The 13,347-nt window shown below is 73.6% G+C and carries 9 protein-coding genes; all 9 read left to right on the top strand.

Annotation, left to right across the window (positions count from 1 at the left end):
• Nucleotides 1–372 precede the first annotated feature (372 nt).
• The 9 genes from ACRAS8_RS06505 to ACRAS8_RS06465 all read left to right on the top strand — a co-directional run bounded on the left by ACRAS8_RS06505 (nt 373) and on the right by ACRAS8_RS06465 (nt 13,260).
• Complete coding sequence (locus ACRAS8_RS06505; RefSeq protein ID WP_438484827.1) at nt 373–963, top strand: GNAT family N-acetyltransferase; 591 nt, start codon at nt 373–375, stop codon at nt 961–963.
• Between the two features lie 134 nt (nt 964–1,097).
• Nucleotides 1,098–2,297 carry an alanine racemase gene (locus tag ACRAS8_RS06500; protein WP_438484826.1) on the top strand — a complete coding sequence of 400 codons (1,200 nt, stop codon included), beginning with the start codon at nt 1,098–1,100 and terminating at the stop codon, nt 2,295–2,297.
• 118 nt (nt 2,298–2,415) lie between these two features.
• The gene (locus tag ACRAS8_RS06495) at nt 2,416–3,822 is read left to right on the top strand and encodes a diaminobutyrate--2-oxoglutarate transaminase (protein WP_438484825.1); all 1,407 of its coding nucleotides are present in this window, start codon (nt 2,416–2,418) and stop codon (nt 3,820–3,822) included.
• Nucleotides 3,823–3,950: 128 nt separating this feature from the next.
• Nucleotides 3,951–5,474, top strand: coding sequence for a pyridoxal phosphate-dependent decarboxylase family protein (locus tag ACRAS8_RS06490; protein ID WP_438490360.1), 1,524 nt, complete (start codon nt 3,951–3,953; stop codon nt 5,472–5,474).
• Entirely contained in the window at nt 5,471–7,303 is a 1,833-nt protein-coding gene (locus ACRAS8_RS06485; protein ID WP_438484824.1) for an IucA/IucC family protein, read from the top strand. Before ACRAS8_RS06490 ends, ACRAS8_RS06485 begins: the two co-directional genes overlap by 4 nt.
• On the top strand, nt 7,300–8,706 hold the full coding sequence (locus tag ACRAS8_RS06480; RefSeq protein WP_438484823.1) for a lysine N(6)-hydroxylase/L-ornithine N(5)-oxygenase family protein: 1,407 nt from the start codon (nt 7,300–7,302) through the stop codon (nt 8,704–8,706). Before ACRAS8_RS06485 ends, ACRAS8_RS06480 begins: the two co-directional genes overlap by 4 nt.
• Complete coding sequence (locus ACRAS8_RS06475) at nt 8,703–10,088, top strand: MFS transporter (protein ID WP_438484822.1); 1,386 nt, start codon at nt 8,703–8,705, stop codon at nt 10,086–10,088. Before ACRAS8_RS06480 ends, ACRAS8_RS06475 begins: the two co-directional genes overlap by 4 nt.
• Nucleotides 10,085–11,905 carry an IucA/IucC family protein gene (locus tag ACRAS8_RS06470; RefSeq protein WP_438484821.1) on the top strand — a complete coding sequence of 607 codons (1,821 nt, stop codon included), beginning with the start codon at nt 10,085–10,087 and terminating at the stop codon, nt 11,903–11,905. The genes ACRAS8_RS06475 and ACRAS8_RS06470 overlap by 4 nt, the downstream gene beginning before the upstream one ends.
• On the top strand, nt 11,902–13,260 hold the full coding sequence (locus tag ACRAS8_RS06465; protein WP_438484820.1) for a glutamine synthetase family protein: 1,359 nt from the start codon (nt 11,902–11,904) through the stop codon (nt 13,258–13,260). Before ACRAS8_RS06470 ends, ACRAS8_RS06465 begins: the two co-directional genes overlap by 4 nt.
• Nucleotides 13,261–13,347 lie beyond the last annotated feature (87 nt).

Here is a 13,347-nt window from a genome sequence, read left to right as displayed (position 1 = left end):
CAGGTTCGCGGCCAGGCGTGATCCGTACGTGACGGCAGAGCCGTTGGCGCCGTCGTCACGAGAGCCGGCCCATAGGCAGAAGGACGCCGAGAACGCCCCGTCCGGCCGGGGCGTCGAGCGCAGCGCGACGTCGGTGCGGACCTCCTCGCCCGGGCCTTTGACGGGGTGGCGTACGACCGGCCCGGTCAGGGTCAGGGTCCCGGGCTGAGGCCGGAGCAGCGCGGCGAGGGCGCCGAGCTGCCAGGTCGCGGACGCCGGTGTGTGTGCGGTGCATGCAGTCTTGGTGCCTTGAGCATGAGCCATTAGGTTAGGCTGGCCTAAGTGTTCGAAGCTGTGCGGCCGCCGGGCAGTTGTGTACCTCTGGGAGTACTTGTGACGCGTTCGAGCAAGTCGACCGCGCCGACGCCAGCGATGGCGTCGGCCGAGCTTGTGATCGAGCATTACGACGGCACAGCCGTCACCTCGACCGTCGGGCGGTGGGCAACCGCCTACGAGGACGTGTACGCGGACGCGCTGGGGCTCAGCGACCATCGCGATCCGCCCGTCTCGGACCGGCTGCTGCGGCATGCCGAGCGCCCCGGCTTCGGGCTGACGGCGGCTCTGCACGGCGATGAGGTGGCCGGCTTCATCTACGGGTACACGCTGCCGCCGGACTCCCTCTGGTGGGACGGCCTGGTGCCGGATCCCGGTGCGGAGTTCACCCGCGAGTACCCCGGACGCACGGTCGGGGTGTGCGAGTTGCTGGTGCGTCACCGATGGCGGCGCTCACACATCGGGCACACGCTCTTCGAGGCGTTCCTCGCGCGGCGCCCGGAGGAGCGCGCAGCGGCATTCGTGTCCGAGGGCAACGACGTCATGCTCGCCACCTACGCCAAGTACGGCTTCGAGCCCGTCGGCCGGACGGAGCCGTATCCGGGATGGCGGCCCCACGTGGCGATCGTGCGCCCGCTCGGCCGTGGCTGAAGTCCTCTCCTGCTCCCAGGTCCTGCCCGGAAAACGAATCTCCTTCCCTGTACCCGCCATACCCGCCCCCGACCTGAGGCATAACCGTGTCCATTGAGTTGCCGCCGTCCGCAGCCCCGCGATCCGTCTACCCCGTGAACGTGGTCCCGGAGAGGGTTCGCGGCCGTCTTCTGGAACTGGCGCAGTCCGCGACGCCGGTTTCCACGTATGTGTACGACGGAGACGTCGCCGCCGAACGTGCGCGGGAGCTGCGCGGCGCCCTTCCCGAGTGGGCGGCCGTCTACTACGCCGTGAAGGCGAACTCCTTCCCCGGAGTCGTCGCGGCTCTGGCGCCGTATGTCGACGGGTTCGAGGTCGCCTCCCGCTCGGAGCTCGAACTCGCCCTGTCTGCCAAGCCGGTCGACGAGGGCGCCACCGCCCCCGTGGTCGCCGCGGGACCCGCGAAGTCCGTCCCCGTCCTGACCGCCCTCGTCCGGGCCGGGGTCGAGGCGATCAACGCCGAGAGCCTGCTCGAACTGCACCGGATCAGCCGGATCGCCGTCGCGGAGGGCGTCCGCGCCAAGGTGGCGCTGCGCGTCAACCCGCAGACGATCCCGGTCACCGGCTCGCTGCACATGGGTGGTGTGCCCTCCCAGTTCGGGGTGGCGGAGCCGGATGTGCCCGGTGTGCTGCGCGCGGCGGTTCAGCTGCCCGGCCTGGATCTGGTCGGCTTCCACATCCACGCCGCCTCCAACAACCTCGACGCCGACTCCCATGCCGCGTATCTGCGCTGGTGCGTGGAGTGGAGCGTGCGGACCGCCCGTGAGAACGGGATCGACCTGCGCCATGTCGACATCGGCGGCGGTATCGGTGTCGCCTTCGAGATCGGGGAGAAGCCCTTCGACGTGGTCCGCTTCGGGGAACTGGCCGCGCAGGTGGAGGTCCCCGACGGCGTCAAGGTCGTGCTGGAGCCCGGCCGCTTCCTGGTCACCGACTGCGGCTGGTACGCAGCCGAGGTGACCGACGTGAAGGCGTCGTACGGCGAGTCGTTCGTCGTGCTCCGTGGCGGCATCAACCACTTCCAGCTGCCCACCTCCTGGGACATCGTGCACAACGTCGCGGTCCTGCCCGTCGAGAACTGGCCCGAGGGCTGCCCCCGTCCCGCCGCCGAGGACACCCGGGTGACCGTCGTCGGTGAACTGTGCACCCCCGAGGACACCCTGCTGCGCGACGTGAAGGTGGACCGGGTGCGCGCCGGCGACCTGGTCGTCTTCCCCAACGCGGGCTCCTACGGCTGGGAGTTCGCCATGCACGGCTTCCTCGGGCACCCGGTCGCCGAACGACTGATGCTCTGAACGAGCCCCCGGCCGCCGCGGCCCGTCCCCGTGGCGGTACCGCCATCGCGCAATGCCTCCTTCCACCCCACCGGTGCGGTCATCCCCGCCTCTGTCCCCCTCCTTGGAGCCAGTCCTCATGACCCTGCAGCCCACCGACCTGCCCGCCGCGGCACAGCGGACCGCACCCAGCGGAGCGGCCATCCTGGAGCGCCAGCGCGGACGCGAATCCGCCGCCCGTACCTACGCCCGCTCGTTCCCCATCGTCCCGGCCCGCGCCCAGGGCATGACGATCGAGGACACCGACGGCCGCCGCTACCTCGACTGCCTCTCCGGCGCCGGCACGCTCGCGCTCGGCCACAACCACCCCGTCGTGCTGGAGGCCATCCAGCGGACCGTCAGCAGCGGAGCCCCGCTCCACGTCCTGGACCTGGCCACCCCGGAGAAGGACGAGTTCACCGAGGCGCTGTTCGCCACCCTGCCCGGTGACTTCGCCGACAAGGCGCGTATCCACTTCTGCGGGCCGGCCGGAACCGACGCCGTGGAGGCCGCGCTCAAGCTGATGCAGACCGCCACCGGCCGCCGTGGCGTACTGGGCTTCACCGGCGCGTACCACGGCATGACCGCGGGCGCGCTGGCCGCCTCCGGCGGTGTCGGGACGAAGACGCCGGTGCCCGGGATCGCCGCGGACGTGACCCGGCTTCCCTACCCGTACAGCTACCGCTGCCCGTTCGGCGTCGGCGGCGAGCGCGGTGCGCAGATCTCGGCCGACTACGTCGAGCGGCTGCTGGACGATCCCAACGGGGGAGTGGTGCCGCCCGCGGCGATGATCCTGGAAGCGGTGCAGGGCGAGGGCGGCGCGGTGCCCGCCCCGGACGCCTGGCTGCGCGAGATGCGGCGGATCACCGCCGAGCGCGAGATTCCGCTGATCGTCGACGAGGTGCAGACCGGCGTCGGCCGCACCGGCGCCTTCTGGGCCGTGGAGCACAGCGGGATCGTGCCGGACGCGATGGTGATGTCCAAGGCGATCGGCGGCAGCCTGCCGCTGGCGGTCATCGTCTACCACGAGGACTACAACGGCTGGCTGCCCGGCGCGCACACCGGCACCTTCCGCGGCAACACCCTCGCCATGGCGACCGGAACCGCCACGCTGCGGTACGTCTCCCGCGAGGGCCTGGTCGAGCGGGCCGCGGCCGTCGGTGCCCGGATGGCCGAGCGGCTGACCGCGCTGCGCTCCGAGCTGCCGGTGATCGGCGACGTCCGCGGCCGCGGCCTGATGATCGGCGTCGAGCTGGTCGACGCCGAGGCCGAGCCGGACGCGTGCGGCGCCCGGCCGTTCGCCCCGCAGCTGGCCGCGCAGGTCCGTGACGCGTGCCTGGAGCGCGGCCTGATCGTCGAACTCGGCGGCCGCTTCGACTCCACGGTGCGGCTGCTGCCGCCGCTGATCATCACCGACGAGCAGGTCGAGGCCGTACTGGACCGGCTGACCGACGCCCTCGCCGCGGTGACGGCCACTCAGATCGCGGGAGCGGGGGCGGGAGCATGACGGGCAAGGTGCATGAACTGCCCGTGACCGGCGGGGAATCCGCGGTCGCCGGCGGCGCGGAGGAGCGGCACGGTCTGCGGCTCGTCCCCGAACCGGCCGCCCCGCCGGCCGACGCGCTGGACGAGGAGATGGCCGGACTGCTGCGCGAGGCCGCTCCGGCATCGCCCGGCGCCCCGCACACCGCGCTGTCCGGGGGCACGGGCGGCCCCGGCGCGCTCACCCCGCTGCTGCGCACCGTCCTCGCCGCCCTCGCCGAAGGGACCGGACGGCGCGGCGGACCGTTGGCCGCCGGGACGCCCGCGGAACTGGCCGCCGACGTCGCCCGGGTGTTCGCCGAGGCGGACGGCGACGATGCCCTGCGCAGGCTCACCGACGTCCTCGCGCACGGCAGCGCCGACCCGGCCGACCCGGCCTGCGCGGCGCATCTGCACTGCCCGCCGCTGGCCGTCGCCGTCGCCGCCGACCTCGCCGTCTCCGCGCTCAACCCCTCCCAGGACTCCTGGGACCAGGCACCCGCCGCCACCGCCCTGGAGACGCTGCTGCTGGGGGAGTTGGCGCAGCTTGTCGGCTACGACCCGGCCGAGGCGGCCGGTGTCCTCACCTCGGGCGGCACCGAGTCCAACCTGATGGGCCTGATGCTCGCCCGCGACCGTGTGCTCGGCCGGGAGACCGGGCGCCAGATCGAGCTGAGCGGGGTACCGGGCGGCGGCCCCCGGCCGCGGATCTTCACCTCCGCCGCCGCGCACTTCTCGGTGCAGCGGTCGGCGGCCCTGCTGGGCCTCGGTGAGGACGCGGTCGTCCCCGTCCCCGTGGACGACCGGCTGCGCATGAAGCCCAGGGCGCTGGCCGCGGCCCTGAGCGCCTGCGTCGCGGAGGGCGACCTGCCGGTGGCGATCGTGGCCACCGCCGGCACCACCGACACCGGGGCCGTCGACCCGCTGCGCACCTGTGCGTCGCTGGCCGCCCAGTACGGTGCCTGGCTCCACGTGGACGCCGCGTACGGCGGCGGCGCGCTGCTGTCCGACCGGCTCGCCCCGCTGCTGGGCGGGATCGCACTGGCCGACTCGGTGTCGCTGGACTGGCACAAGCTGGGCTGGCAGCCGGTCGCGGCGGGCATCTTCCTCGTCAGGCGGGCGGAGACCTACGCGTCGCTGGCCCGGCGGGCGGTCTACCTCAACCCGCAGGACGACGAGGAGGCCGGCTACCCGAGCCTGCTCGGCCTCTCGCTGCGCACCACCCGCCGGGCCGACGCCTTCAAGATCGCCGTCACGCTGCGGACGCTGGGCCGAGAGGGCCTGGGCCGTCTGGTGGACGCCTGCCACGAGTTGGCGCACTCCGGCGCGGCGGCGGTCCGTGCCCATCCGCGGCTGGAACTGCACGCCGACCCCGTCCTGACGGCGTTCCTGTTCCGCTACCTGCCGGAGAACCCCGAGCACACCGACCCGGAGCACATCGACCGGATCAACGCGGCACTGCGGCGCAGGCTGCTGCGCGAGGGGCGGGCGGTCGTCGGCCGCACCGAGCTGCCGGGCGAGGGACCGGGCCGGGTACGTCTCAAGCTCACCCTGCTCAACCCGCACACCACCACCGACGAGGTCCAGCGGCTGCTGGACGCGGTCGTGGCGGCGGGCCGGGCCGAGGAGGAGCGGTGAACCACCCCGTCGAAGCCCGCCACACGGACACGGACATGGCCCCGGCCCTGCCCGAGCCCGCCGCCGGCCCCGACCCGCTCGACGACGCCGACGCCCTGCGCGCGGGCGACGCGGCGGCGATGGAGACGCTGCTGCGTGCCTACGTACGCGAGACCGGCGCCGATGTGCCCGCCGCCGGCCAGGCGCTGCAGCTGGACCTGCCGGCCAGTCAGCTGACCCTGTCGGTGCCCGTCCGGTACCGGTCGGCCACCGGCTGGCACCGCTTCGGAGCGCCCCGCCTGGCCGCCGCCGGCGACGGCAGCGGCCTGCCCGCCGACGCCTCGCTGGTGGCTGCGGCGCTGATCCGCGAGACCACCCTGGGCCGCGGCGCACCGCCGCACCACGGCGCGGACGCGGCCGCGCGGGTGCTCAACTCCGCGCGGCGCACCGCCGCCCACATCGAGCGGCGGCGCGCCGAGTCCCCCGACGCCCAGGGCCCGACGCCGTTCCTCGACAGCGAGCAGGCCCTGCTGCTGGGACACCCCTTCCACCCGGCGCCCAAGAGCCGCGAGGAGGCGTCGGACGCGGAACTGGCGGCGTACTCACCCGAGTTGCGTGGCTCCTTCCCGCTGCACTGGTTCGCCGCCCACCCCGAGATCGTGGTCGGCGAGAGTGCGGCCGGCCGGCCGGTCGCCGAGCTGCTGCGCCCCCTTGCCTCCGGGCTCGGCCTGCCCGAAGGCATGGTGCCGCTGCCCGCGCACCCCTGGCAGGCCCGCGAGGTGCTGGGCCGCCCGGAGGTCGCCGCCCTCGTCGATGCCGGGCTGCTGCGCCCGCTCGGCGCGGCCGGGCCCGACTGGTACCCCACGTCCTCCGTACGGACCGTCCAGCGGCCGGACGCGGAGGTGATGCTGAAGCTGTCCCTGGGCATGCGGATCACCAACTCCCGCCGCAACAACCTGCGCAGCGAGCTGCGGCTCGGCGTCCGCGCCGCCCAGCTCCTGGCCGCCGGCCCCGCCGACTGGCTGCGCGCCGAGCACCCCGAGTTCGGCATCCTGCGCGACTTCGCCTGGATCTCGGCCGGTGCGGACGGCCCGGAGACCGGTCTGGAGACCGCGATCCGCGACAACCCCTTCCGGGGCGGTGGACACGGCCGGCCCGAGGGTCTGTGCGTGGCCGGCCTGCTGGCCGAGCGGACCGGTCCCGGCGACGGCACACCGCCCCGCCACCGCGCCCTGCTGTGCGCGGCGGTCGAGCGCGCCGCGGGTGCGCTCGGCGTCTCCACCGCCGAGGCGTCGGCGCGCTGGCTGGAGCGCTATCTCGACGTCCTCGCCGTACCCCTGATCCGCCTCCAGGCCCGGTACGGCATCGCCCTGGAGCCGCACCACCAGAACACCCTCGTCGCCCTCGACGCCAACGGGCTGCCCTGCGCGGGCTGGTACCGGGACAGTCAGGGCTACTACCTGGCCGAGTCCCGCACCGCCGCCATCGAACGGCTGCTGCCCGGTGCGACCGACGGCGTCGACCTGGTCTTCGAGGACGCCTTCGTCGACGAACGCGTCGCCTACTACCTGGGCATCAACAACCTGCTGGGGCTCATCGGCGCGTTCGGCGCCCTCGGTCTGGCCGACGAGGGCGACCAACTGCGCGTCCTGCGTGGGGTGTTGCAGCGGCTGCGCACGGCCGAGCCCGCCGCCAGGGGCCTGCTCGACCTGCTGCTCGACGCGCCCGTGCTGCGCTGCAAGGGCAACTACCTCACCTGCGTGGACGGACTCGACGAACTGGTCGGCGACGTTCACACCCAGTCCGTCTACATCGATCTCCCCAACCCCCTTACGGAGGCACAGCGGTGACCGCGCCCTCGACTTCCCCCGACCACCACACCCCCTACGACCTGGTCGGTGTCGGCATAGGCCCGTTCAACCTGTCGCTCGCCGCGCTGGCCGACGGCGCGCCCGGCTTCCGTTCGCTCTTCCTGGACGCCAAGCCGGCGTTCTCCTGGCACCCCGGCCTGCTGATGGAAGGCACCACCCTGCAGGTGCCGTTCCTCGCCGACCTGGTCACCATGGCCGACCCGACCAGCCCCTGGTCGTACCTGAACTACCTCCGTGCCCACGACCGGATGTTCAAGTTCTTCTTCTCCGAGCGCTTCCACATCCCGCGCCGCGAGTACGACCACTACTGCCGCTGGGTCGCCGAGCGGCTGCCCTCCTGCCGCTTCGACGCGGCCGTCAAGGCGCTGGAGTGGGACGAGACGGCGGACGCCTTCGCCGTCACGTACCGCTCCGCGTCCGGTGCGCAGACCCGCGTCCTGGCCCGCCAGGTCGTCCTCGGTGTCGGTACCGACCCTGTCGTGCCCGAGCCGCTGCGCCCACTGCTGACCGACGCCCACGCCGGCCGCGTCCTGCACAGCGCCGACTACCGCACCCACCGCGCCCGCCTCGCCGCGGCCGACGACGTCACCGTCATCGGCGCGGGCCAGTCCGGCGCCGAGGTCGCGCTGGACCTGCTGCGCCACCAGGACGGCGAGGGCAACGGCGGCCCGTATGTGCGCTGGCTCGCCCGGACCACCGCGTTCGCGCCCATGGAGTACTCCAAGATCGGCCTGGAGCACTTCACCCCGGACTACATCCGCTACTTCCGCGGCCTGCCCGAAGCCACGCGCGAGCGGCTGACGGCCGAGCAGTGGCAGCTCTACAAGGGCGTCAGCGAGGAGACGCTGGGCGAGATCTACGACGAGATGTACGAGCGCACCATCGGCGGCGGCGAGCCGCGCGCCGCGCTGCACCCGGCCGTGGAGGTCGTCGCGGCCGAGGCCGACGGCGACGGATACCGGCTCACCTGCCGCAGCCGGCAGCAGGACGAACTCTTCGAGATCCGCACCTCGGCCGTGGTCTCCGCCACCGGCTACGCCGCCTCCCGCCCCGCCTTCCTGGAGTCGATGGCCGACCTGGTCGACTGGGACGACAGGGGCCGCTACCAGGTCGACGGCGACTACCGGGTCGCGCTCGACCCCCGGGTCTCGGGCACGCTGTACGTCCAGAACGCCGAGATGCACACGCACGGTGTGGGCGCCCCCGACCTCACCCTGGGGGCCTGGCGCGCCGCGACCATCCTCAACGCCGCCGCCGGGCGCACCCTCCTGCCCCTCGCCCCCCGGCAGGCGTACACCACCTTCGGCGCACCGCAGGAGCCGGCACCCGTCCCGGCCCAGGCGCCCGCCGCCGTCCCCGCCCCGGCGGAGATACCGCGATGACGGCCGCGGAGACGAAGAGCGGCGCGCCGGTCCGCGACGGATCGGCGCGCCGCGCCAAGTCGGTGCTCCTCTCGGTCATCGGCCTCCACCTGGTCGCCGAGACCGCGCTGACGCCGTTCCTGCCGCAGCTCTTCGAGCGGCTGTACGGGATCGACGACCCCGAGGCGACCGGGCTGTACCTCTGGATCTGCCGGATCGCCGGCCTCCTCGCCCTCCCGCTGTGGGGACTGGCGGCCCGGCGCTGGTCCCTGCACCGACTCGTGCTGACCGGGCTGTGCGGCTCCGCCGTCCTCGACCTGCTCCTGGGCATGGCCCCCAGCTACCCGGCGTACCTGGCCCTGTCCACCTTGATCGTCACGACCAACAGCGCACTCCTGCTGGCCTATCCGGCGTTCATCGCGGAGCACGGCGACGAGTCGTCCGAGGACGGCACCCGGGCGCGGCTCACCGGTATCTGCTCGCTCGTGATCGTCTTCCATCTGTCGGTGGTCGTCTCCACGATGGTGGGCGCCGGTGTCCTCGCCCTGCCGGAACCCCGCGTCGGCATCTCGGCGTTCGCGGTGCTGGACACCCTGCTGGCCTGGCTCACCTACCGCATCCTGGGCAAGCGCCCGGACATCCGGGAGGACAAGGCCGCAGGCGCCCGGAAGGACGGCGCCACCGCACCCCGCACGGGCCGTCTGCCGTGGCTCATGGTGCTGGCCTACGTCGCGCTGATCGGCGTCGCGTTCGACTTCTCGGTCAACGTGGCGCGTCCGTTCTTCACCGAGTTCGCCGAGGGCCTGGGCAGCGGCTCGGTCGGCGGCGCGGTGCTGTTCTTCCTGCCGAGCCTGGCCGCGCTGGCCGCGCTGGCCGTCGTACGCCGCTGCCACGACCTGCTCGGCGAGCGGCTGCTGCCGCTGTCCCTGGCGGTGGGCGCGGCCGGGCTGGCCTGGAGCTGGCTGGCCGGCTCGCTGCCCGGACTGGTCGGCGGGCGCCTGCTCTTCGGCGTCGGCCTGGGGATGGGGCAGGTCGCCGTCGAACTGCGCATGTTCCGCGCGACGGGGACGCGGGGCCCGGCGTTCACGGTCGTGGAGACCGCCCGGTCCGCCGGTCTGCTGGCCGCACCGATCGCCGCCACGGCGGCCGTCTCGTACGACCTCGCACTCCCGCTGGCCGTCGCCGCGGCCGTTCAGGCCGTTGCCGCCGTGGTGTCCCTGCGCAGCCCGCGGAGCGGCGGCACGGCACCACTCACGCCGCCTGCGGGCCCACCGGAGGCCACGGGCAGGCCCGCCGTGCCCTCGCAGATCCGGCGCGGGACGTACCGGCCCGCGCAGGCCGACGACCGCCCCCTGACCGCCGCCACCGCCGCCACCGCGCACTCCGAGGAGAACCACCGATGAACCGCACCACACGAGACGCCTGGGCGCAGGCGGGCCGACGGCTGCTCGCCAAGGCCGTGGAGGAGTTCGCCTACGAGGAGCTGCTCGGCCCCGAGCCCGACACCTCGGCCGACGCCCCCGACGCCTACCGGCTGGACTTCACCGACGGCGTCCACTGGACGTTCCGGGCGAGCCGCGGCACCTTCGGCACCTGGCGGCTGGTGCCCGGCACCCTGCGGCGGCACCCCGCGCCCGGGGACGGCGAGAGCGGCCCCGAGCGACTGCTGCTCGACGCCCGCCCGGTCCTGGGCTGGGACGGCCCCACCACGGCCGAGGTCCTGCGCGAACTGACCGCCACCCGGCGGGCCGAGGCCGAGGTCATCGCCCGCGCCCTGCCCGCCGCCGCCCTCGCCGACCTGGACCACCTCGACCTCGAAGGCCACCAGGACGGTCACCCCTGCATGCTCCTCAACAAGGGACGGCTCGGCTTCTCCGCCTCCGACGCCGCCGCCTACGCCCCCGAGGCGGCCGGGACGGTGCACCTGCTGTGGGCCGCCGTCCACAGCAGCCTCGCCTCCTACTCCGGCGTGGCCGGCCTGGACGAGGACACCCTGCTGTCCGAGGAACTGGACGAGGACACCCGCAAGCAGTTCGCGGCCGTCCTCCAGGAGACCTGCGCCGAAACCGGTCAACCCACCGCCGACTTCCACTGGCTGCCGGTGCACCCCTTCCACTGGGACGAGGCCGTCGCCCCCCTCTTCGCCCCCTACCTCGCCGACGGCCGGATCGTGCTGCTCGGCGAGGGCCCCGACCGCTACCGGCCGCTGCAGTCCATCCGCACGCTGGCCAACCTCGACCATCCGCACCGCCGCAATGTGAAGGTGCCGCTGTACATCCGCAACACCCTCGTCTGGCGCGGTCTGTCCACCAGGCCGACCGAGGCGGCGCCGGACGTCAGCGCCTGGCTGCACGCCGTCCGCGACGCGGACCCATACCTGCGGGACGAGCTGCGCTTCCACCCGCTGGGCGAGGTGGCGGGCGTGGCCGTGCGCCACCCGCTGTACGAGTCCGTCAAGGACGCCCCGTACCGCTACCACGAACTCCTCGGTGCCGTCTGGCGCGAGCCGGTCGCGACGCTGCTGGGCGAGGGCGAACGGGCCCGCACCATGGCCGCGCTGCTCAAGGTCGGCTCGGACGGCCGGGCCCTGGCCGCCGAACTGGTCGAGCGCTCCGGACTCGCCCCGCGGGCCTGGCTGGCGCGCTTCTTCTCGGCCCTGCTGCCCGGCCTGCTGCACTACCTCTACCGGTACGGCACGGCGTACTGCCCGCACGGCGAGAACACCGTCGTCCTCTACGACGCCTCCGACACCCCGATCGGCATCGCCGTGAAGGACTTCGCCGAGGACGTCAACCTGCTGCCCGGCGAGCACCCCGAGTACGCCGGACTGTCCGAGCGCGCCGACGCGCTGCTGCTGCGCTGGCCCGCCGGCGAGCTGGCGCACTCCCTCCTCAGCGCCGTCTTCGCCGGGCACTTCCGGTTCTTCGCCCCGCTGACCGCCGAGCACCTCGGCGTACCGGAGGACGAGTTCTGGAGCCTGGTCCGCGCCGAGATCGAGCGCTACCACGCCCGCTTCCCCGAACTGGCCGACCGCTTCGGGGAGTTCGGGCTGCTCGCGCCCGAGTTCGACCGGGTGGCGCTCAACCGGGAGCAGCTGCTCGGCGGCGGCTTCCACGACCGCGCCGAGAAGGACGAGGGCTTCGACGTCGTCCACGGCACCCTCACCAACCCCCTCGCCACCGCAACCGCCCCCGCGCAGGACCCCCAGGAGCAGATATGACCACCTCGCCGTACGCACGACTGCGCGCCGAGGCCGACGCCGGAAGACTGGAGGACGTGATCGTCAGCGTCCCGGACCTCCAGGGGCGGCTCCAGGGAAGCCGGCTGTCCGTGCCGTACTTCCTCGACGAGGCGGCCGAGCGCGGCTTCGGCGCCTGCCTCTACCTCCTCGCCTCCGACGTCGAGATGAACACCGGCCCCGGCTATGCCATCGACGCCTGGCAGAGCGGCTTCGGCGACTTCGTGCTGCGCCCCGACCCGGCGACCCTGCGCACCCTGCCGTGGGACGAGGGCAGCGCCCTCGTACTCGCCGATGCGGTCTGGCCGGACGGCCGGGCGGTCGAGGTGGCGCCGCGCCAGGTGCTGCGCACGCAGCTGGACCGGCTGGCCGAGCGCGGACTGGCCGCGTTCGCCGGCACCGAGCTGGAGTTCCTGGTCTTCCGCGAGACCTACCGCCAGGCATGGGACCGGCGCTACCACGGTCTGGAGACAGCCACCGCCTACAACGTCGACTACTCGCTCCAGGGTCTCGCCGAGATCGAGCCGGTGGTGCGCCGTATCCGCCGGGAGATGGTGCGGGCCGGGCTCACCATGGAGACCGCGCGCGCCGAGTGCCATGCCGGCCAGTACGAGATCGTCTTCCGTTACGACGAGGCGATGGCCACCTGCGACAACCACGTCTTCTTCAAGAACGGCGCCAAGCAGATCGCCGCCCAGGAGGGCGTCGCGCTCACCTTCATGCCCAAGTTCGACGAGGGCGAGGGCAATTCCTGCCACATCCACCTGTCGCTGCGCGGCACCGACGGCTCGGCCGTACTGGCCGACCCGGCCGCGGACGACGGCATGTCCGAGCTGATGCGCCACTTCGTGGCGGGACAGCTGGCCTGCCTGGCCGACTTCGCGCTGCTGATGGCGCCGAACATCAACTCCTACAAGCGCCTCCAGCCGGGCGGTTTCGCGCCCATCGGCATCACCTGGGGCCGGGACAACCGCACCTGCCCGGTCCGCGTCGTCGGCTCGGGGCACTCGATGCGCATCGAGCACCGGGTACCCGGCGGCGACGCCAACCCGTACCTCGCCACCGCCGCCGCGGTCGCCGCCGGCCTGTACGGCATCGAGAACCGTCTCCCGCTGCCGGAACCGCACGCCGCCAACGCCCTGGACGACCCGTCGGTGCCGCGGCTGCCCAGCACTCTCACCGAGGCGCTGCACCGCTGGGAGAACAGCGAGATCGCCGCCAAGGTCTTTGGCGCATCGGTGGTCGCCCACTACGCCCAGGCCGCCCGCACGGAGCTGGCCGCCTTCGAGTCGGCGGTGACCGACTGGGAGCGGGTCCGCGGCTTCGAGCGGCTGTAGGCGCCGCACCGGACCGTGCACAGACGCCGGCGGCCCGACACGAAGTGCGTGTCGGGCCGCCGGCGTTGTGGTGCGGTGGTGGTGCGG

Source organism: Streptomyces sp. S186 (assembly GCF_051603415.1).
Classification (GTDB): Bacteria; Actinomycetota; Actinomycetes; order Streptomycetales; family Streptomycetaceae; genus Streptomyces.
This window is presented reverse-complemented; position numbering and strand designations above follow the sequence as displayed.